The 20674-nt window shown below is 74.1% G+C and carries 14 protein-coding genes and 1 pseudogene; 8 read left to right on the top strand and 7 right to left on the bottom strand.

Features of this window, described 5'->3' with window-relative positions:
• Window positions 1-87: 87 nt before the first annotated feature.
• The gene (gene alaS / locus AF335_RS06175; protein ID WP_102917266.1) at window positions 88-2733 is read left to right on the top strand and encodes an alanine--tRNA ligase; all 2646 of its coding nucleotides are present in this window, start codon (window positions 88-90) and stop codon (window positions 2731-2733) included.
• 94 nt (window positions 2734-2827) lie between these two features.
• Here the strand turns inward: alaS and AF335_RS06170 are convergent, their stop codons facing one another.
• Window positions 2828-4549, bottom strand: coding sequence for an SDR family oxidoreductase (locus AF335_RS06170; protein WP_102917265.1), 1722 nt, complete (start codon window positions 4547-4549; stop codon window positions 2828-2830).
• A 139-nt stretch (window positions 4550-4688) separates the two neighbouring features.
• The gene (locus AF335_RS06165) at window positions 4689-6161 is read right to left on the bottom strand and encodes an SDR family oxidoreductase (protein ID WP_102917264.1); all 1473 of its coding nucleotides are present in this window, start codon (window positions 6159-6161) and stop codon (window positions 4689-4691) included.
• A gap of 421 nt (window positions 6162-6582) precedes the next feature.
• Here AF335_RS06165 and AF335_RS06160 point away from each other — a divergent pair, with 421 nt between their 5' ends.
• On the top strand, window positions 6583-6903 hold the full coding sequence (locus AF335_RS06160; protein WP_102917263.1) for a chaplin: 321 nt from the start codon (window positions 6583-6585) through the stop codon (window positions 6901-6903).
• A 66-nt stretch (window positions 6904-6969) separates the two neighbouring features.
• Here AF335_RS06160 and AF335_RS06155 read toward each other — a convergent pair whose 3' ends face one another.
• From AF335_RS06155 to AF335_RS06140, 4 genes are all read right to left on the bottom strand, one after another.
• Window positions 6970-7170, bottom strand: a complete 201-nt coding sequence (locus AF335_RS06155; RefSeq protein ID WP_102917262.1) for a hypothetical protein — start codon at window positions 7168-7170, stop codon at window positions 6970-6972.
• Window positions 7171-7289: 119 nt separating this feature from the next.
• Window positions 7290-8108, bottom strand: a complete 819-nt coding sequence (locus tag AF335_RS06150) for a sigma-70 family RNA polymerase sigma factor (protein WP_102917261.1) — start codon at window positions 8106-8108, stop codon at window positions 7290-7292.
• Between the two features lie 354 nt (window positions 8109-8462).
• On the bottom strand, window positions 8463-9098 hold the full coding sequence (locus AF335_RS06145) for a TetR/AcrR family transcriptional regulator (protein WP_146045447.1): 636 nt from the start codon (window positions 9096-9098) through the stop codon (window positions 8463-8465).
• Between the two features lie 4 nt (window positions 9099-9102).
• On the bottom strand, window positions 9103-9555 hold the full coding sequence (locus AF335_RS06140; protein ID WP_146045446.1) for a hypothetical protein: 453 nt from the start codon (window positions 9553-9555) through the stop codon (window positions 9103-9105).
• Between the two features lie 152 nt (window positions 9556-9707).
• Here AF335_RS06140 and AF335_RS06135 point away from each other — a divergent pair, with 152 nt between their 5' ends.
• The 6 genes and pseudogenes from AF335_RS06135 (at window position 9708) to AF335_RS06105 (ending at window position 18486) form a co-directional block, all read left to right on the top strand.
• Window positions 9708-12113, top strand: a complete 2406-nt coding sequence (locus tag AF335_RS06135) for a phosphoketolase family protein (protein ID WP_102917258.1) — start codon at window positions 9708-9710, stop codon at window positions 12111-12113.
• Between the two features lie 168 nt (window positions 12114-12281).
• On the top strand, window positions 12282-13283 hold the full coding sequence (locus tag AF335_RS06130; protein WP_102917257.1) for a LacI family DNA-binding transcriptional regulator: 1002 nt from the start codon (window positions 12282-12284) through the stop codon (window positions 13281-13283).
• A gap of 20 nt (window positions 13284-13303) precedes the next feature.
• Entirely contained in the window at window positions 13304-14893 is a 1590-nt protein-coding gene (locus tag AF335_RS06125; protein WP_102917256.1) for a sugar ABC transporter ATP-binding protein, read from the top strand.
• A pseudogene (locus AF335_RS35400) lies at window positions 14883-16771 on the top strand (ABC transporter permease/substrate-binding protein). Before AF335_RS06125 ends, AF335_RS35400 begins: the two are co-directional and overlap by 11 nt.
• 31 nt (window positions 16772-16802) lie before the next feature.
• Entirely contained in the window at window positions 16803-17795 is a 993-nt protein-coding gene (locus AF335_RS06110; protein ID WP_102917253.1) for a ribokinase, read from the top strand.
• Window positions 17796-17979: 184 nt separating this feature from the next.
• Complete coding sequence (locus AF335_RS06105) at window positions 17980-18486, top strand: hypothetical protein (RefSeq protein WP_102917252.1); 507 nt, start codon at window positions 17980-17982, stop codon at window positions 18484-18486.
• Between the two features lie 27 nt (window positions 18487-18513).
• Here AF335_RS06105 and AF335_RS06100 read toward each other — a convergent pair whose 3' ends face one another.
• Window positions 18514-20586, bottom strand: coding sequence for a SpoIIE family protein phosphatase (locus AF335_RS06100; RefSeq protein WP_102917251.1), 2073 nt, complete (start codon window positions 20584-20586; stop codon window positions 18514-18516).
• Window positions 20587-20674 lie beyond the last annotated feature (88 nt).

Raw genomic sequence — 20674 nt, 5'->3', positions numbered from 1 at the left:
AGGCCGCCGCCCCGCGCGGCGCGCCGCCCCACCGCCGGTCCGGGACCGCCGGACCGGCCGTGCCACTTGAACCTCCCGGAGTTCCGCATGCGTACCGCCGAGATCCGTTCCCGCTTCCTCGACTACTTCGCCGCCCGCGGCCACACCGTCGTCCCCAGCGCGCCCCTGCCGACGCCCGACCCGACGCTGCTGTTCGTCAACGCCGGCATGGTGCCGTTCAAGCCGTATCTGACGGGTGAGGCACAGGCGCCCTGGGCGCGGGCGACGAGCGTGCAGAAGTGCATCCGCACGCTGGACATCGAAGAGGTCGGCCGGACCACCCGGCACGGCTCGTTCTTCCAGATGAACGGCAACTTCTCGTTCGGCGACTACTTCAAGGAAGAGGCCATCTCCTACGCCTGGGAACTGTCCACGGCCCCGGTCGCCCAAGGCGGCTTCGGGCTCGACCCGGACCGGATCTGGGCCACCGTCCACCACGCGGACGACGAGGCCGCCGAGCTGTGGCGGCGGATCTCCGGGCTGCCGCAGGAGCGGATCGTCCGCCGGGGCGACGAGGACAACTTCTGGTCCATGGGCGTCCCCGGCCCCTGCGGCCCGTGCTCCGAGCTCTTCTACGACCGCGGCCCCGCCCTGGGCCGCGAGGGCGGTCCCACCGTGGACGAGGACCGCTACATGGAGTTCTGGAACCTCGTCTTCATGCAGTACGAGCGCGGCGAGGGCACCGGCAAGGCCGGCTACCCCATCCTGGGCGAGCTGCCGCGCCGCAACATCGACACCGGCATGGGCCTGGAGCGCATGGCGACGCTCCTCCAGGGCGTCGACAACCTCTACGAGATCGACGAGACCCGGCCGATCCTCGACCGGGCCGCCGAGCTGACCGGCGCCCGCTACGGCGCCGACGCCGAGGCGGACGTCCGGCTGCGGGTGATCGCCGACCACGTCCGCACCGCCCTGATGCTGCTCGCCGACGGCACCGCGCCCGGCAATGAGGGGCGCGGCTACGTGCTGCGCCGCATCCTGCGCCGGGCCGTCCGCTCGGTGCGGCTGCTCGGCCACCAGGACCCCGCCCTGCCCGAGCTGCTGCCGGCGGCCCGGGACTGCATGGCCGCGAGCTACCCCGAGGTGGCCGAGGAGTTCGACCGCATCTCGCAGCAGGCGTACGCGGAGGAGGACGCCTTCCGCTCCACCCTGCGGCAGGGCACGACCGTGCTCGACACGGCCGTGGCCGAGGTCAAGGCGGCCGGCGGCCGGAAGCTGCCGGGCGACCGGGCGTTCCTGCTGCACGACACCTACGGCTTCCCCATCGACCTGACCCTGGAGATGGCCGAGGAGCAGGGCGTCGAGGTCGACCGCGAGGGCTTCACCGCGCTCATGGCCGAGCAGCGCGAGCGGGCCCGTGCCGACGCCCGCGCCCGTAAGTCCGGCGGGGCGCTGGACACCTCCGCGCTGCGCTCGGTGCTCGACGCCCACGGCCCCACGGACTGGCGGGCCTACGACACGCTGCTGACCGACTCCAAGGTCCTGGCCCTGCTCGGCCCCGCCGGCCCGCTGCCGGTGGTCCGCGCCGGGGAGATCGCCACGGTCGTCCTGGACCGCACCCCGTTCTACGCCGAGTCCGGCGGCCAGGACAGCGACGCGGGCGCGCTGACCGGCGCCTCCGTGGAGGCCGAGGTACTGGACGTCCAGCGCCCCCTCCCCGGACTGGTGACCCATCAGGTGCGGGTGACGGCGGGGGAGTTGGCCGTGGGTGACGGCGTACGGGCGGCCGTCGACGCCGAATGGCGGCTCGGCGCCCGGCAGGCGCACTCCGGTACGCACGTGCTGCACGCGGCGCTGCGCCAGGTGCTCGGCCCCACCGCGCTCCAGGCCGGCTCGTACAACCGTCCCGGCTATCTGCGCCTGGACTTCCCCTGGCGCGGCGCGCTGGGCCAGACCGCCCGCAGCGAGGTCGAGGAGGCCGCGAACCGCGCCCTGCGCCGGGACCTGGCCGTGGACGTGCGGTGGATGACGCTGCCCGAGGCCAAGGAACTGGGCGCGCTCGCGCTGTTCGGCGAGACCTACGGCGAGCGGGTGCGGGTCGTGGAGATCGGCGGCGCGTGGTCGCGCGAGCTGTGCGGCGGCACCCACGTCGAGCACGCCTCGCAGATCGGCCTGGTGGCGCTGACCGCCGAGTCGTCGGTCGGCGCGGGCATGCGCCGCCTGGAGGCCGCGGTCGGCGTGGAGGGCTTCGGTTATCTGGCGCGTGAGCGCGACCTGGTGGCCCGGCTCGCGGAGCAGCTCCAGGCGCCCCGCGCACAGCTGACGGACCGGGTGGCGGTGCTGCTCGACCGGCTCAAGGCCGCCGACCAGCGGGCCGAGGAGCTGCGGCAGCGGGCCGCGGCCGGGCGGGCGGCGGAGCTCGCCGCCGCCGCGGCCGACGTCGCCGGGACCCTCGCTGTGACCGCGACCACGGACGGCGACGCGCGGGGCCTGGCCCTGGCCGTACGCGACCGCCTGCCGGACACCCGGCCCGGCGTCGCGGTGATCGGTTCGGACGCGGGCGGCAAGGCGGTGGTGGCCGTCGCGGTGAACGAGGCGGGGCGGGTGGCGGGGCTGTCGGCGGCGGTGCTGGTGAAGTCGTTGCTGAATGGGCGGGGTGGTGGCAATGACGACGTCGCTCAGGGTGGGGGGCTGGCGGTGTCCGAGTTGCCGGGGGTGCTGGGGCGGTTGCCGGAGCTGCTGCCGCGGGGTTGACGCGCCTGCGGCGGGCTTTTTCCCCAGCCCCGCCCCTTCCCGAAACCGGGGGCTTTGCCCCCGGGCCCCCTTTTCCGCGCTCCGCGCGGTGTCCTCAAGCGCCGGACGGGCTGATTTTCAGCCTGTCCGGCGCTTGAGGACCGGGGTTCGGGGCGGAGCCCCCGCGCGGCGGAGCCGCACATCGGATGCTGCGGGAAGAGGCGGGGTGGGGACAAAGCCCCCCCCACCCACCCGCCGTACCCGACCCCGCCCGCCGCGCGACGTTCCGCGCCATCCCCCCGAACACCACCGCATGGAACGGCGCCACGCTCCACCAATACGCGTGCCCCGCCAGCCCGTGCGGATGAAACAGCGCCCGCTGACGATAGACCGCCCGACCCGGCCCCTCCGGGGCTACCGTCAGCTCCAGCCACGCCAGCCCCGGCAACCGCATCTCGGCCCGCAACCGCAGCGTCCGTCCGGGATCCAGTTCCTCGACCCGCCAGAAGTCCAGTGAGTCACCGACCCGCAGCCGCTGCGGGTCCCGGCGGCCCCGGCGCAGGCCGACGCCGCCGACCAGGCGGTCCAGCAGGCCGCGGGCCGACCAGGCGAGCGGGAAAGAGTACCAGCCGTTCTCGCCCCCGATGCCTTCGACGACGCTCCAGAGCGCGGCGGGCGAGGCGTCGACGGTCACCTCGCGCCGGTCCTCGTAGAGGCTGCCGCCGGACCAGTCGGGGTCGGAGGGCAGCGGGTCGCTGGGCGCGCCGGGCAGGGAGGCGGAGGACCAGCGGGTGGCGACGTCGGCGTCGCGTACCCGCTGGAGGGCCAGGCGGACGGCCTCGTCGAAGCCGACCGGGCCGCCCGGCGGGTCCGGCACGTACCGGGCGATGTCGTGCTCACGGCACACCGCCTCGTGGCGCAGCGACTCGACGAGCGGGCGGGCGATGCCGCCGGGTACGGGCGTGACGAGGCCGACCCAGAGGCTGGACAGCCGGGGCGAGAGCACCGGTACGGGCAGGACCGCCCGGCGCGGGAGGCGGGCGACGGCCGCGTAGCGCTCCATCATGCGGCGGTAGGTGAGGACCTCGGGGCCGCAGATGTCGAAGCTCCGGCTGACGTCGGCGGGCAGCCGGGCGGCGCCCAGCAGGTAGCGCAGCACGTCGCGGACGGCGATGGGCTGCACCCGGGTGTTCACCCATTTCGGGGTGACCATCGCGGGCAGCCGCTCGGTGAGGTACCGCAGCATCTCGAAGGAGGCCGAGCCGGATCCGATGATCACGGCGGCGCGGAGCTGGGCGGTGGGGACGCCGCTGCCGAGCAGGATGCGCCCGACCTCGGCCCGGGAGCGCAGGTGCGGGGAGAGGTCGCGCTCGGGCACCTGCCGGGGCGAGGGTCCGCCCAGGTAGACGATGCGCCGCAGGCCGGCCTCCTTGGCCGCGCGGCCGACGGCGAGCGCGGCCCGCCGGTCGGTCTCCTCGAAGTCCCGGCCGGTGCCGAGCGCGTGCACCAGGTAGTAGAGGACGTCCACGTCCGCGAAGGCGCGGGGCAGGGTGCCGGGGCGGGTCACATCGGCCTTGACGGCCTCGACGCGGTCCGCCCACGGCTGGTCCCGCAGCCGTGCGGGGTCGCGGACCAGGCAGCGCACCCGGTATCCGGCGTCCAGCAGGCGGGGGACGAGCCGTCCGCCGATGTAGCCGGTCGCCCCGGTGACGAGCACGCGCGGCGGGGCGGCCGCCCCGGAGGGCCCGCCCGTCCCGTCCGGCTCCCCGGGCCCGGGTGCACCGCCCGCCCCGTCGGCACCCTCGTCCCGGCCGTGCTCGTGCGCTGTCGCGTCCATGGGGTCCACGCTCTCCCGTGGCGGGTGCGTCGCGCCAGGCGGGGCTGGCCTTACGGGTGCGTCCCGCGCGGGCGGGGCCCGGGAACGACGGAACCGCCCGCCCCGGGATCTCCCGGTGCGGGCGGTTCGCCCGGCGCGGCTACCAGCCGGCGGGCGCGTAGTCCTTCAGGAAGCAGCCGTAGAGGTCCTCGCCCTGCTCGCCGCGGACGATCGGGTCGTAGACGCGGGCCGCGCCGTCGACGAGGTCGAGCGGGGCGTGGAAGCCCTCCTCGGCGAGCCGCACCTTGTCGGGGTGCGGGCGCTCGTCGGTGATCCAGCCCGTGTCGACGGCGGTCATCAGGATGTTGTCGGTCTCGAACATCTCCTGGGCGCTGGTGCGCGTGAGCATGTTGAGCGCGGCCTTGGCCATGTTGGTGTGCGGGTGGCCCGCGCCCTTGTAGCCGCGGCTGAAGACGCCCTCCATGGCGGAGACGTTGACCACGTACTTACGCCGGGCGGACGAGGCGGCCATGGCCGGGCGGAGCCGGCTGACCAGCACGAACGGCGCGGTGACATTGCAGAGCTGGACTTCGAGCAGCTCAACGGGGTCGACGTCGCCGACCTTCTGGATCCAGGTGTTGGTGGCGTCCAGGTCGGGCACGAGGCCGCCGGCGTCGATCGCGGTGCCGGCCTCGACGCGGGCCGGCGAGGCGGAGCCGCTGGTCAGGGCGAGCTCGGTGAGCGCCTGCGGGGTCAGCTCGTCGTGCCGACTGCCCGCGGGGGCGGGCAGGGCGGCCTGCGCGCCGCTGCCGAAGGCGCCGAAGACCACGGAGGCGGGCAGCTCGCCGGCGGGCAGCGGGGCGGCCTCGGCGGCGACCAGCTCGCGGTAGGCGGCCGGGCTGCGGCGGACGGTCTGGGCGGCGTTGTTGATCAGGATGTCGAGCGGGCCCTCGGCGGCGACGGAGTCGGCCAGGGCGACGACCTGCGCGGGGTCCCGCAGGTCGATGCCGACGATCTTCAGCCGGTGCAGCCACTCCGCGCTGTCCGGCATCGCCTTGAAGCGGCGGATCGCGTCGTTGGGGAACCGCGTGGTCACGGTGGTGTGCGCACCGTCGCGCAGCAGCCGCAGCGCTATGTACATGCCGATCTTGGCACGGCCGCCGGTGAGCAGGGCGCGCTTGCCGGACAGGTCCGTACGGGCGTCCCGGCGGGCGCGGTTCTCCGTGGCGCAGGGCTGGCACAGCTGGTGGTAGAACGCGTCGACCTCGGTGTACCGGGTCTTGCAGATGTAGCAGGAGCGGGGGCGCTCCAGGATGCCGACGATCTGGGCGGCGGTCGTGGCGGCGAGCGGGATGCCCCGGGTCTCGTCGTCGATGCGGTCGGCGGCGCCGGTCGCGGTGGCCTCGGTGACCGCCTTGTCGTTGGCGGTCTTCGCGGCCCGGCGCTCCTGGCGGCGGCGCTGCTTCACCATGCGGTAGATGCCGGCCGTGGCGCGGCGGATCTCGATCGCCTGCGGGTGGTCGACGGGCAGTCCGTCGAGCTCGTCCAGCACGCTCAGGCAGATCGCCATCCGCTCGGGATCGATGCCTGCCTCGAGGGCTGCACCGTCGCGGCTTTCTTCAGTGACCGTCATCGGCGGTGTCATTTCCCAGTTCGTCTGATCTATCAAAGCTCCGGAGAACTGTACTTGACCTCCTCACCTGTGTGCACATGAGCGATCTCTCCCGGTGTCCTCCGTCACGCCGGCGGGCGGCCCCGGGCCCGTACGGGGCGGTCACGGGGCGTCACGGGCACCGCACGAGGAGGCGTCACGGCGGGTCCCGGGCGGGTGTGCCGCGCTCGTACGCCCGCTCCCTCCCGGGCCCTCTCAGGAGCACCCGGGGGTTACGCACCGGCACCCGGTCGGCCCAGCGTTTTTCCTCAACACCCCACGCATTCCATATTACTTATTGGGCTTACCGGGTTAATTATGGCCCTCTGCGCCCGAATTGAGCAAATCTCTCTGGGTTCTCTGGCAACAATTGCCGCTCACCACCCATGAGAAAGGTTTAGCCATGTCGCGTATCGCCAAGGCTGCTGCCCTGACCGTCGCCGCCGGTTTCGCCGTGACCGGCGCCGCGGCGGGAGTCGCCTCCGCCGCTTCCGGAGCGCAGGGTGCGGCCGTGGGCTCCCCCGGCGTCATCTCGGGCAACGTCATTCAGGTCCCGATCCAGATCCCGGTGAACCTCTGCGGCAACACCATCGACATCGTGGGCCTGCTGAACCCGACCTTCGGCAACACCTGCGCCAACATCGACGGCAACGAAGGGCACCACGGCCACCACGGTCACGGCGGCTACGGCGGCCACGACGGCTACGACCACGACAAGTGGTAAGCCCTTAAGCTCCGCGCCGGGTGCGGCCGAGCCGCACCCGCGCGGTGCGCGTGGGGAGGGTCACAGTCAGCCGCCGGAGTCCTCGCCCGCGCGGTCGTGGCGCCCATCATGGCCATGATGGGCGCCATCGCCATGTCCGGGCCCGGTGTCGCGGGCGGCCTCGTCGGGCTCCCGGCTCGCCGGGTCGGACCGGTGGGCGCCGGGGAGGTCGGGGATGTCGACGAGCGGCGGCAGATCGGGGGTGAGGCGGGTGTGACTCGACGTCATGATGATGCGCCTGCCTGTCGTGACGGAAGAGGGACGGGGGCGTAGGGGCAGGGGTTCGCAGGGGCGGGGGACGCGCGGGCCGACCCGTCCCGTAGACACCGGGGGACCGGCCCGCCCGCTCAGGAGGGGGCGGGACTGCCGCCCGGCGGCGCGGCCGCGCTGAGCAGCTCCTGGCGGAGCCGGGCGCAGGTACGGCTGAGGATGCGGGAGATCTGCATCTGGGAGACGCCCAGCCGGGCGCCGATCTGCTTCTGGGTGAGGTTCCCGAAGAACCGCCAGTACAGAACGTATTTCTCGCGCTCGGGCAGGGCGCTCAGGAGCGGCCGCAGGGTCTGCCGGTCGATCACCAGGTCCAGCGCGCCGTCCAGGCACCCGAGGGTGTCGGCGAGCGGGAGGTCGTAGGCGCCGAGCACCGGGTGGTCCAGGGACAGCGTGTGGTGCACGCCCTCGGCGGCCAGCCCGCGCCGCACCTCCTCCTCGGACAGCCCGCACTCCGCGGCCAGCTCGGCCGGGCCCGCCCGGCCGCGGACGCCCCGCTGCGCCAGCGCGACCTGGGCCGCGCGGACGGCCGTCCGCAGCTCCTGGTCCCGGCGCGGGATGTGCACCGACCAGGCGTGATCCCGGACGTGCCGCCTGAGCTCCCCGGTGATGGTGGGGACGGCGAAGGTCTCGAAGGCGTAGCCGAGCCCGGGGTCGTAGCGGTCCACGGCGTTGACCAGGCCCAGGGCGGCCACCTGGCGCAGGTCCGCGGGGCTCTCGCCGCTGCTGCGGAACCGCAGGCTGATGCGCTCGGCCATGGGCAGCCAGGCCGCGATCACCTCCTGCCGGAGCCGGTCGCGCTCGGCGCCGCCGGAGAGGGTCACGAGCCGCTCGAAGGCCGCGGCGGTGTCGGGTGCCTCGCGTGCGCGCCGCCGGGGCGCGGTGTCTGCCTTGGTCACAGCCGTCCCCTCGCTCGGGCGGATGGAGCGTCCCCGTCGGCCGGGGTGCGTGACGTCGTGCGGCTGCCGGACGGGGGCGCCGCTGTCGCGAGGTGCCGCGTTCGTCACCCACCGGCACCGTGGGCGCCGGGCGCCGGGGTGGCCGGACCGGCCACGGTCCCACCAGCATCGCCCCGAACGACGCCGCCCGCGACCGGGAGCGCCTGGCCGGTCACGGAGGGTGATAGGCGACTCGGGTGGCGGGCGGACGATGCCCCCTGGGCGCGGCGGCAGGACCCCCCGGGCGGCGGACCCCGCCCGGGGCCCGCCGCCCCACGCGCACGGCACGGCGAATCCGGGGCGGCGCCACCACGGTCAGCTTCGCCGGATGCCGGCGAGCAAGATGTCCGCGAGCCTGTCCGCGTAGTCGTCAGGGCTGATGTGGGAGTGGCTGGTTCCGAGGTATCCGAGCATCATGCCGATCGCGCCTTGGTAGGTGATGGCCATCACGCGCGTGTCGAAGTCGCGCAGGGTTCCCTCGGTCTGGCCGCGTCGGAACAGCGACTCCTGTGCCTGGTAGGTCTCTTCGTAGACGTCAGGTGTCAGGCGCGGCGTGCCATCGGGGTTACGCAGGTTGTGCACGATGCGGTTGAGTGCGGTGAGCTCTCCCTGGTGGGTGACGGTCAAGGCCGCGACCCGGCGCAGGGCCGCGCGAATGATGTCCGGGACGGGCTCGGTCAGGTCGAGCGAGTCCGCGATGCGGTCGCGGATGGTGGTCATGGTCGCTTTGGCCGTGGACTCCATCAGGTCGTCCTTGTCGGCGAAGTAATGCCAGATCAGGCCCTTGGAGACACCGGCCCGCTCGGCGACGCGAGTCAACGACAGGCCGTCGTAACCGCAGTCGGCGAGCTCCTCCACGGCCGCGGTCATGATCTGTGCCCGGCGTTGGTTCTCGTCGAGTCGCCGCCGGCGCGCACGCGGCCCTGTGGTCGGTGAGGATGAAGTAGTCACGCCTTCACTGTGGACCGTCGGCCCGGTGATCGGCGAGCTGCCGGCGGTTCCGGCGAACCCGGACCGACAGGATCGCGAGGATCAGCATCATCGCGGCGATGACCAGCATCTCTACGCGCATCCATGCGGGAAAGACGCCGGGCAGCGCGGCCTCGACGAGATTCACCACCAGCAGGACACACCCGATGACAGTGAGCGCGCGAAGGCCGGAGGGGCTCCCTCTGAGCGCGGCGCGTGTCCGCAGGGGCAGCACGATCGCGAACACGGCGACGATCACGGCGTGACCCCACGCCTCGTCGGTCGCCAGTCGCGGTGCCGTCGCCGCCAGGACGGCCAGGGCCGCCAACGTACCCAAGGCCACCACCACGTAGGCGGCTACCAGTCGCTCCACCCCTGCGAGCGATAAGGACGCGAGTGACGCCGACTCACGCTTGTCTGTTCCCATGTTATTGACCATGCGGTCAATGCTATCCGTGTTGACCGCATGGTCAATAGAAATAAAGGGGTGAGAGTGCCTGACCGGTGAGGTGAGGTCGCCGGCGGAGCGGTGGTGCATGGGCTACCGCGCGAGGGGTACCCGACACCCGGCCCACGCCCCGAGGAGGCCCTATGCCCGTACGCCCGCCGCACTCCGGCCGTGCCACCGAGCCGGCGGCGTCGCTCACCGGCGCCGAAGCGGCCGCCCTGGACGCGCACTGGCGCGCCGCCAACTATCTGACCGTCGGGCAGATCTACCTGCTGAGCAACCCCTTGCTGGCCGTGCCGCTGGAGCCCGAGCACATCAAGCCGAGGCTGCTGGGGCACTGGGGCACCTCCCCCGGGCTCAATCTCGTCCACACCCACCTCAACCGGGTGGTCAAGGCCCGCGACCTCGACGCCCTCTGCGTCTGGGGCCCGGGGCACGGCGGGCCGGCCGTGGTCGCCAACTCCTGGCTGGAGGGCAGCTACAGCGAGGTGTACCCGGACGTGAGCCGCGACGCGGAGGGGATGGAGCGGCTCTTCCGGCAGTTCTCCTTCCCCGGCGGCGTGCCCAGCCACGTCGCCCCGGAGACGCCGGGCTCGATCCACGAGGGCGGCGAGCTCGGCTATTCGCTCGCCCACGCCTACGGTGCCGCCCTGGACAACCCCGGCCTGCTGGTCGTCTGTGTCATCGGCGACGGCGAGGCCGAGACCGGCCCGCTCGCGACGTCCTGGCACGCGAACAAGTTCCTCGACCCGGTCCACGACGGGGCGGTCCTGCCGGTCCTCCACCTCAATGGCTACAAGATCGCCAACCCCACGGTCCTGGCCCGGCTGCCCGAGGAGGAGCTGGACCGGCTGCTGCGCGGCTACGGCCACGAACCGCTGTACGTCACCGGGGACGACCCGGCCGAGGTGCACCGGTCCATGGCGGCCGCCATGGACCGCGCCCTGGACCACATCGCGACCGCGCAGCGCGTCGCCCGGGAGGACGGCGTGCCCGACCGGCCGCACTGGCCCGTGATCGTGCTGCGCACGCCCAAGGGCTGGACGGGCCCGGCGGAGGTCGACAGGGTCCCGGTGGCGGGCACCTGGCGCTCCCACCAGGTGCCGCTGTCCGGCGTCCGCGACAACCCCGCGCACCTGCGGCAACTGGAGGACTGGCTGCGCTCGTACCGCCCGGAGGAGCTCTTCGACGAGGACGGCCGGCCCCGCCCCGAGGTCCTGGAGCTCGTGCCGGAGGGCGACCGGCGCCTCGGCGCGAACCCGCACGCCAACGGCGGCCTGCTGACCCGTTCGCTGCCCCTGCCGCCGCTGGAGCACTACGCGGTGCCCGTCGGCGAGCCCGGCACCTCGAAACACGAGCCCACCCGGGTGCTCGGCGGCCTGCTGGCGCAGATCATGGCCGACACCGCGGGCCGCCGGGACTTCCGGGTCGTCGGCCCCGACGAGACCGCCTCCAACCGCCTGGAGGCCCTCTACGCGGCGACCGCCAAGGCGTGGCAGGCGGAGATCCTGGACACCGACGAACACCTCGCCCACGACGGCCGGGTGCTGGAGGTCCTCTCCGAACACCTCTGCCAGGGCTGGCTGGAGGGCTACACCCTCACCGGCCGGCACGGCCTCTTCTCCTGCTACGAGGCGTTCGCGCATATCGTCGACTCCATGGTCAACCAGCACATCAAGTGGCTGAGGACCTCCCGCGCCCTCCCCTGGCGCCGCCCCGTGCCCTCCCTCAACTACCTGCTCACGTCCCACGTCTGGCGCCAGGACCACAATGGCTTCTCCCACCAGGACCCCGGCTTCGTCGACCACGTCCTCAACAAGTCCCCCGAGGTGGTGCGCGTCTATCTGCCGCCGGACGCCAACACCCTGCTGTCCGTGACCGATCACGCCCTCCGCAGCCGCGATCACGTGAACGTGATCGTCGCGGGCAAGCAGCCGTGCTTCGACTGGCTCGGCATGGCCGAGGCCCGCGCCCACTGCGCGCGCGGCGCGGGCGTCTGGGAGTGGGCGGGCACCGAGACCGGCGACCGGCCGCCGGACGTGGTCCTCGGCTGCGCGGGCGACGTCCCCGCCCAGGAGGCGCTGGCCGCCGCCGGGCTCCTCCGGCGCCACCTTCCGGAGCTCGCCGTACGGCTCGTCAACGTCGTCGACATGACGCGGCTGCTGCCGCGCGAGGAGCACCCGCACGGCATGACCGACGCGGAGTACGACGCGCTGTTCACCACCGACAGGCCGGTCGTCTTCGCCTACCACGGCTACCCCTGGCTGATCCACCGCCTCACCTACCGGCGTACCGGCCACGCCCGGCTCCATGTGCGCGGCTACAAAGAGGAGGGCACCACGACCACCCCCTTCGACATGGTCGTCCGCAACGACCTCGACCGCTACCGGCTGGTCATGGACGTCCTCGACCGCGTCCCCGGCCTGGGCGTACGCGCCGTCGCCGTCCGCCAGGCCATGGCGGACGCCCGGACCCGCCACCACGCCTGGATCCGTGAGCACGGCACGGATCTTCCGGAGGTGGCGGACTGGACCTGGCCGGGCGCCTGACCCCGCACGCACACCCGGGCGCCCGACCCCGCCGCACACCCGGGTCATCTGTGGCGCGCGCCACATCGGCGGCCTCTTGACGCCCTCCTGATGTAATCGATTACCTAGCCCCCAAGAAATCGATTACATCCGCAGCCGGGTCTCCCCCGGCCCGGTCCGGAGGCGCTCGTGGCGAACATCAAGGACGTGGCCGAGCGGGCCGGCGTATCCGTCGCCACCGTCTCCCGCGTGCTCAACGGCCGCTCCCCCGTGGCCGAGACCCGCGAGCGCGTGCTCGCCGCCGTGGAAGAGCTCGGCTACCGCCCCAACGTCGTCGCCCGGGCGCTGCGCACGGCCCGTACGCGCACGCTGGGGCTGGTCATCAGCGATCTGCGGAACCCCTTCTTCACCGAGCTGGCCGACGCCGTCGAGCAGGAGGCGCGCCGGCTGGGCTACAGCCTGATCATCGGCAACGCGGGCGAGAGCCCGGAGCAGCAGGACGACTACATCCGCACCCTGCTCGACCGGCGGATCGACGGGCTGATGGTCAGCTCCGCCGGCACCGGTTCCGCGATGCTCCGCGAGGTCGTGGCCGCGGGCACCCCGCTGGTCCTCCTCGACCGTTCGGTGCCGGGCGTCGCCGCCCCGTGCGTACGGGCGGAGGGGCGCGCGGCGCTGACCGGACTCGCCGCCCATCTGGCGGCGCTGGGGCGGCGCCGCCCCGCCGTGATCGTCGCGCCCGCCGGCACGCCCATCGGGGACGAGCGGCTGGAGCTGTTCCGCGCCGCGCTCCTGGCGCACGGCATCGCGCTGCCCCCGGAGCGGATCGGCTCCTCCCCGGACCTCTCGCCCTCGGGCGGCCGGCAGGTGACGCGGGACCTGCTGGACCTGGCCGAGCCGCCGGACGCCGTGCTCGCCACCGACAACCTGATGGCGCTGGGCGCCCTGGACGAGGTGCGGGCCCGGGGCCTGCGCGTCCCGGACGACCTCGCGCTGGTGGTCTTCGACGACGTGCCGTGGTTCGCCCACACCGACCCGCCGCTCACCGCCATCGCCCAGCCGACGCGCGAGCTCGGCCGGGCCGCCGTGCACACCCTGCTGGAGCGGATCGAGGGCCGCCCGGCCGGCTCGGTGCTGCTGCCGGCGCGTCTCGTCGTCCGCCGCTCCTGCGGCGAACCACCCACCCACTGAAGAATCGAGAGGGGCAGCGCATGACCGGCGTCAACGACGACGTTCCGGCCGGCGGCCGCGAACTGCTGCGCGTCGAGGGGGTCACCAAGTCGTTCCCGGGCGTACGCGCCCTGGACGGCGTGGATCTGACCCTGCGCGCGGGCGAGGTGCACGTCCTGCTCGGGGAGAACGGCGCGGGCAAGAGCACGCTGATCAAGATGCTCGCCGGTGCCCACCGCCCCGACGAGGGCCGCATCGTGGTGGACGGCGCCGAGGTGACCGTCCGCTCCGCGCAGGACGCCGAACGCCTGGGCATCGCCACCATCCACCAGGAGTTCAACCTCGTCCCCGGCCTCACGGTCGCGGAGAACCTCTTCCTGGGCCGGCAGCCGCGCACCGCGCTCGGCCTCGTCGACCGGCGGGCCATGCGGGCCCGGGCGGCGGAGCTGCTGGCCCGGGTCCGGCTCGGCGTCTCCCCCGCCGCGCCGGTCGCCGGCCTCGGCATCGCCCAGCTCCAGATGGTGGAGATCGCCAAGGCGCTGAGCCTGGACGCCCGCGTCCTGATCATGGATGAGCCGACCGCGGTGCTCACCTCCGAGGAGGTGGCCACGCTCTTCGGGATCGTCCGGGAGCTGCGCGCGAGCGGGGTCGGCGTCGTCTTCATCACCCACCACCTGGAGGAGATCGCCGCGCTCGGGGACCGGGTGACGGTGCTGCGCGACGGGCGCTCGGTGGCCGAGGTCCCGGCGACGACGCCCGAGGACGACCTGATCCGCCTGATGGTGGGCCGCGACATCGCCGAGCAGTACCCGCGCCGCCCGCCCGAGGAGCCGGGCGCCCCGCGCCTGCGGGTGCGCGGCCTCGGCCGGGGCGGCGGCCGCGGCGAGCGGCCGGTGTTCACGGACATCGGCTTCGAGGTGCGGGCCGGCGAGGTCGTCGGGCTGGCCGGGCTGGTGGGCGCGGGCCGCACCGAGGTGGCACGGGCGCTCTTCGGTGTGGACCGCTACGACACCGGGACCGTCGAGGTGGACGGCCGGGAGCTGGCGCGCGGTGACGTACGGGCGGCGATGCGGGCCGGTCTCGGGCTCGTACCCGAGGACCGCAAGAGCCAGGGCCTGCTCCTGGACGCGTCGCTGCGCGACAACCTCACCCTCGCCCGGCTCGACCGGGACACCCGGGGCGGCCTCGTCGACCGGCGGGCGCAGCGGCGGGCGGCGGCGGAGGTCGCCGAGCGGCTGAAGGTGCGGATGAGCGGGCTGGAGCAGTCGGCGCGCACCCTGTCCGGCGGCAACCAGCAGAAGATCGTCATCGGTAAGTGGCTGCTGGCCGGCGCCCGGCTGCTGATCCTCGACGAGCCCACGCGCGGCGTCGACGTCGGCGCGAAGGTCGAGATCTATCAGCTGGTCAACGAGCTGACGGCCGCGGGCTGCGCGGTGCTGATGATCTCCAGCGACCTGCCGGAGGTGCTCGGGATGAGCGATCGGGTGCTGGTGATGGCCCAGGGCCGGCTCGTCGGCGAGCTGGCCGGTGAGGCGGCCACGCAGGACGCCGTGATGGAACTGGCGGTCCGGTCGGCCGGCGGTGTGGAGAACGGGAACGAGAGCGCGATGGAGGGCTCCGATGTCGGCTGAGGTGCTGCGGGCGCCCGGGAGCACCCCCGGGCAGTGGTTCGCGAGGGCGGTGCTGCGCAACGGCCCGCTGGGCGGTCTGATCGCCCTGGTCGTGGTGATGGCGGTGCTGTCCCGGGACTTCCTGAACGGGCAGAACCTGCTCAACGTGGGCGTGCAGGCGTCGGTGACGGCGATCCTGGCCTTCGGTGTGACGTTCGTGATCGTGTCGGCGGGCATCGACCTGTCCGTCGGCTCGGTGGCCGCGCTGTCGGCGACGGTGGTGGCCTGGTCCGCCACGAAGGAGGGGCTGCCCGTCTGGGTCGCGGTGCTCCTCGGGCTCGCGGTGGGCGCGGTGGCCGGTCTGCTGTCCGGCGCGCTCGTCGCGTACGGGAGGCTGCCCGCGTTCATCGCGACGCTGGCGATGCTGTCGGTCGCCCGGGGCCTGGCGCTGGTCGTCTCCGGGGGCTCGCCGATCGCCTTCCCGTCCTCGGTCGGCCGGCTCGGCGACACCCTCGGCGGCTGGCTGCCGGTGCCCGTGCTGGTGATGATCGCCATGGGGCTGGTCGCGGCGCTGGTCCTGGCGCGTACGTACACGGGCCGGGCGATGTTCGCGATCGGCGGGAACGAGGAGGCGGCCCGGCTGTCGGGCATCGACGTCAAGCGCCGGAAGCTGGTGATCTACGCGCTGTCCGGGCTCTTCGCGGCCGTGGCCGGGATCGTGCTCGCCGCCCGGCTGACCTCGGCACAGCCGCAGGCGGCCGTCGGTTACGAGCTGGACGCCATCGCCGCCGTCGTCATCGGCGGGGCGAGCCTCTCGGGCGGTTCGGGCAAGGCGTCGGGCACGCTCATAGGCGCGCTGATCCTGGCGGTGCTCCGCAACGGCCTCAATCTGCTGAGCGTGTCGGCCTTCTGGCAGCAGGTGGCCACGGGTCTGGTCATCGCGCTGGCCGTGCTGCTGGACACGCTGCGCCGCCGGAGCGCCCGATGAGGGGGCGCGTGCTGGCGGTCGCGGCGGCGCTCACCGCGTCCCTGGCCCTGTCCGGCTGCGACCGGGGCGGGCACACGGATCTGGGGCTCGCCCTGTCCACGATGAACAACCCCTTCTTCGTCGGGATCAAGGAGGGTGCGCAGGCCGAGGCGGCGGCCCGCGGCCTGAAGATCAACATCACGGACGCGCAGAACGACCCGACGCAGCAGATCAATCAGCTGGAGACGTTCACCAGCCAGAACGTCAAGGCGGCGGTCATCAACCCCGTCGACTCCGACGCGGCGGTCCCGGCGGTGGGCGTCGCCAACCGCGCGGACGTGCCGGTGATCTCCATCGACCGCGGTGTGAACGGCGGCAAGGTCGGCACGACCATCGCCTCCGACAACGTCGCCGGCGGCCGGCTGGCCGCGAAGACCCTCGCCGAGGCGCTCGGCGGCAAGGGCGAGGTGGCGTTCCTGGAGGGTCAGCCGGGCACCTCGGCGGCCCGCGAGCGCGGCAAGGGCTTCGAGGAGGGCATCAAGGCGTACCCGGGGATCCGGGTCGTCGCCCGGCAGCCCGCCGACTTCGACCGCGCCAAGGGCATGGACGTGATGGCGAACATGCTCCAGGCCCACCGCGGCATCGGCGGCGTGTTCGCCGCCAACGACGAGATGGCGCTCGGCGCGTCGAAGGCGCTGGGCTCCGCCTCGGGCGGCCGGGTGAAGGTCGTGGCCTTCGACGGCACGCCCGACGGGGTCAGGGCCGTGCGGGACGGCTCGCTGACGGCGACCGTGGCGCAGCAGCCGAGGCTGCTCGGCAAGCAGGCCGTGGAGTGGGCGGTCAGGGCCGCCGAGGGGCGGCCGCTACCGCGCGAGGTGAAGGTGCCGGTGGTGCTGGTGACCCGGGACAACGCGGCGCGGTTCGCGGACTGACGGCCCGGCAGGGCAAGGTGGAGGCGTGGCGATGAGTGAGCGGGAGAACGTGTACGACGTCCTGGTGGTCGGTTCGGCCAACGCGGATCTGACGGTCCGGGTGGACCGCCGGCCGGTCGCGGGCGAGACCGTGCTCGGTACGGACCTGGTGGAGTCGGCCGGTGGCAAGGGCGCCAATCAGGCCGCCGCGGCGGCCCGGCTCGGCGCGCGGACGGCCCTGCTGGCGAAGGTCGGTGACGACGCCTTCGGCGAACTGCTCCTGGACGGGCAGCGCGCGGCCGGTACGGACGTACGGCACGTGCGGGTGGAGAAGGGCGCCCGGACGGGCACGGCGATGATCGTCGTCGGGCCGGACGGGGACAACACCATCGTGGTGTCCCCGGGGGCCAACGCCCGCCTCTCCCCCGCCGACGTGGCGGAGGCGCGCGAGGCCGTCGCCGCCTCGGCCGTCGTCTCGCTCCAGCTGGAGATCCCGCCGGAGACGGTGCGGGCGGCGGTCGCGGTCGCGCGGGAGACCGGCGCCCGGGTGGTGCTGAACCCCTCGCCGGCGCCCTCGGAGCTGGCGCCCGGACTCCTCGCGGCGGCCGACCCGTTGGTCGTCAACGAGCACGAGGCCCGGCAGCTGTCGGGGCTCGCCGGCGGCGGTCCCGAGGACTGGGCCCGCGCGCTGCGGGAGCGGGGCGCCCGGTCGGTCGTGGTCACCCTGGGCGGCGACGGGGCCCTGGTCCTGGACGCCGGGCCGGCGGCCGGCCGGACCACGGCCTCCGGCGCGGGCCCGGGCGCCGGACCGGCTACGGACGAGGCGGTGAGGGTGCCGGGCGTCCGGGTCGAGGCCGTGGACACGACGGGCGCCGGGGACGCCTTCACCGGCGCGCTGGCCGCCAGGCTGGCGCGCGGGGCGTCGCTGGCGGGGGCGGCCCGCTACGCGGTGCGGGTCGGCGCCGCCTCGGTGACCCGGCCGGGCGCGCAGCCCTCGTACCCGACGGAGGAGGAACTCCCGGACGGCCCGGGCTCTTTCGCCTAGTCGTCCGATATCCGGCCACGCGTTTCCTCCTACGGGACGGAATGGCGCTTTCTGGCGGGTGCGACCGTGTCGGCGGGCGGCCGCTCCGCGATACGGTCGGCGGCGAGGTGAACGCGGTGCCGGGCGGGACGGGTGAGGGGGATGCCCGCGCGGTGGGCCGCGCCCGATTCGACCTGGAGGACCCATGTTCCGTGACCGTCCCCGCCGCACGATGGGTATCGCCGCCGCCGCGGTGGCCGCCGCCGGTGCCGTGACGTTCAGCGTGCTGTCCCTGCAACCCGCCTCGGCGGACGGGGATAAGGAGCTCCGGCTGACCACGGTGCGCAAGGCCGACACCCAGCCCGAGCACCTCAAGACCGGCGACAGCTGGGTGACCTACTTCGATCTGCACGCCACCACGGTCGGCAAGGACGGCCGGGAGTCCGCGGGCAAGCGGGTCGGCGACGCGAGCGACCGCTGCGACGTCGTGCTGGCCCGCTACGAGGGCGTGGTCACCCAGTGCCAGCGGGTGCTGCGGACCGACGGCGGCACCCTCGTCCTGACGTCCATGAGCGATCGCTTCGGGCGGGGTCCCTACCCCGTGACCGCGGCCGTCACCGGCGGTACCGGGAGCTACGCGGGCGCGGTGGGCGAGGCCCGCATCACGCTCGACGGCGACCGGGCGTCGTACCGCATCCAGCTGCACGGCTGAGCCCCCGCGCCCCGGCCTGACGCCCGGTCAGGGCCGCCCGGTGACACGGGCGATGAGCAGGGCCACGTCGTCCTGGTCGTTGCCGTCCCGCAGGGTGGTCAGCAGCAGGTCGCACGTCGCCTCCAGATCGTGCGGGGCGTCGTCGAGGACCGTGAGCAGGGCGTCGAGACGGACGTCGATGTCCTGGTCGCGGGTCTCGACCAGCCCGTCGGTGTACAGCACGACCGCGTCGCCCGGCGCCAGCCGCAGGTCGGCGCTCTCGAAGGGGACGCCGCCCACCCCGAGCGGGGCGCCGGCCGGCAGCTCCAGCAGCACGGGCCGGGCGCCGGGGCGGACGAGGGCGGGCGGGAGGTGGCCGGCGTTGGCGGCGCGGCAGAGCCCCTGGTGCGGGTCGTACACCGCGTAGAGACAGGTGGCGATCATCTGGTCCAGATCACCGGCGGTGTGGTCCAGGTGGTGCAGCACCCGCGCCGGGTCCAGGTCGAGCTGGGCGAGCGTACGGGCGGCGGTGCGCAGCTGGCCCATGGCCGCAGCGGCGTTGATGCCGCTGCCCATGACGTCGCCGACGACCAGGGCGCTCCGGTCGGCGGTCTGGGGGATGACGTCGAACCAGTCGCCGCCGACCTGGCCGGCGGTACCGGCGGGCTGGTAGCGGTAGGCGATCTCCAGGCCCACCAGGTGCGGCGGCCGCTGCGGGAGCAGGCTGCGCTGGAGGGTGAGGACGGTGGAGCGCTCGCGCTGGTACCAGCGCGCGTTGTCGATGCAGACGGCGGCGCGGGCGGCCAGCTCCGAGGCGAGGGCGACGTCGTCCTCGCTGAAGGGTCTGGGGTTGGCGAGCCGCTTGAGGTCCAGGGCGCCGAGCACCTCGCCCCGGGCGATCAGCGGCACGGCGAGGTAGGAGTGCAGGCCGGCGCGGGCCAGCAGCTCGGCGGCGTCGTCGTCGCGGGCGATGCGCGGCAGGTCCCGCGGCCGGACGTGCGGGAGGTGCACCGGCCGGCCGGTGCTCACACAGCGGGTGACGAGCCGGTCCGCGGCGTACCGCGCGATCTGCCCCGGCGGGTCGGCGGCGCGTACGGCCTCGGGGGCGTCGGCCGAGGCGACGGCCAGTGCCCGGAAGACCGCGGACCGCCTCTCCGGCGCGGCGTGGTCGCCGCCCAGGACGGTGTCGAGGACGTCGACGGCGGCGACGTCGGCGAGCCCGGGCACCACGGTGTCGGCGAGTTCCCGGGCGGTCTGGTCGAGGTCGAGGGTGGTGCCGATGAGGACGGAAGCCTCGGCGATCAGCGCCGTCCGGCGGCGGGCCTCGGCGTTGACGCGGTAGCGGTCGGAGACGTCGACCACGGAGGTGGCGAGGCCCAGCACGCGGCCGGCGGGGTCGTCCAGGCGGTAGTACGAGATCAGCTGGGCCTGGTCCTCGGCCGCGCCGCCGCCCTCGCGGCCCACGGCGAAGCGGTCCAGCAGCGGGGTGCCCGTGGCCAGTACCCCGCGCATCGCCGCCTCGATCCCGGCGGCGTCCGCGAGCGGCAGGGCCTCGCCGACCCGGCGGCCGAGGTGGGCCTCGGCGGGCAGCCCGTGCATGCGCTCCAGGGCGGGGTTGACCATCACGTACCGCAGGCCGGTGTCCAGGACGGCGAGGCCGATCGGGGACCGGTCGACCAGTTGCAGGGAGAGCGCCAGGTCGCGTTCGACGCGCCGCAGGACCCGCTGGTCGGTGGCCATGCCGAGGGCGTAGAAGCGGCCGCTCTCGTCCTCCAGCCGCATGTTGCGGAACTCGACGAGGCGGGTGGCGCCGTCCTTGTGCCGGGCGGGGAAGCCGCCGGCCCAGGACTCGCCGCCCTCCATCACCTTGGCGAACAGCTCCAGGATCGCTTCGAGGTCCTCGTCGACGACGAGCAGCCGGGCCCCGTAGCGGCCGAGGGCCTCGGCGGCGCTCCAGCCGAAGAGGGTCTCGGCCTGCGGGCTCCACAGCACGATCCGGCCACGCTCGTCGAGGACCACGGCGGCCACGTTCAGGAGGTCGAGCAGCCCGCCGGGCTCGTAGGGGGCGCCCGCGGCCCGGGCGGGTTCCGACCGGAAGCCGTCGGCGTCGGTCGTCCCCATCGGGTCCTCCTTCCGCCCGCGGAGGTGGTGCGGCAGCCCCGCGCCGTCAGACCCGGACCGGCGGCTGCGCCTGTGTGCGCCGCGCGCG

This window comes from Streptomyces eurocidicus, assembly GCF_002891295.1.
In the GTDB taxonomy this organism is placed as follows: domain Bacteria; phylum Actinomycetota; class Actinomycetes; order Streptomycetales; family Streptomycetaceae; genus Streptomyces; species Streptomyces eurocidicus.
The sequence above is the reverse complement of the archived record's forward strand: the minus strand, read 5'-3'. Positions and strand labels throughout refer to the sequence as shown.

Bases quoted from the DNA above. Each gene is read 5' to 3' on its own strand.
- alaS (WP_102917266.1), top strand. From the start codon at position 88: ATGCGTACCGCCGAGATCCGTTCCCGCTTCCTCGACTACTTCGCCGCC.
- AF335_RS06170 (WP_102917265.1), bottom strand. From the start codon at position 4,549: ATGGACGCGACAGCGCACGAGCACGGCCGGGACGAGGGTGCCGACGGG.
- AF335_RS06165 (WP_102917264.1), bottom strand. From the start codon at position 6,161: ATGACGGTCACTGAAGAAAGCCGCGACGGTGCAGCCCTCGAGGCAGGC.
- AF335_RS06160 (WP_102917263.1), top strand. From the start codon at position 6,583: ATGTCGCGTATCGCCAAGGCTGCTGCCCTGACCGTCGCCGCCGGTTTC.
- AF335_RS06155 (WP_102917262.1), bottom strand. From the start codon at position 7,170: ATGACGTCGAGTCACACCCGCCTCACCCCCGATCTGCCGCCGCTCGTC.
- AF335_RS06140 (WP_146045446.1), bottom strand. From the start codon at position 9,555: ATGGTCAATAACATGGGAACAGACAAGCGTGAGTCGGCGTCACTCGCG.
- AF335_RS06135 (WP_102917258.1), top strand. From the start codon at position 9,708: ATGCCCGTACGCCCGCCGCACTCCGGCCGTGCCACCGAGCCGGCGGCG.
- AF335_RS06125 (WP_102917256.1), top strand. From the start codon at position 13,304: ATGACCGGCGTCAACGACGACGTTCCGGCCGGCGGCCGCGAACTGCTG.
- AF335_RS06110 (WP_102917253.1), top strand. From the start codon at position 16,803: ATGAGTGAGCGGGAGAACGTGTACGACGTCCTGGTGGTCGGTTCGGCC.
- AF335_RS06105 (WP_102917252.1), top strand. From the start codon at position 17,980: ATGTTCCGTGACCGTCCCCGCCGCACGATGGGTATCGCCGCCGCCGCG.
- AF335_RS06100 (WP_102917251.1), bottom strand. From the start codon at position 20,586: ATGGGGACGACCGACGCCGACGGCTTCCGGTCGGAACCCGCCCGGGCC.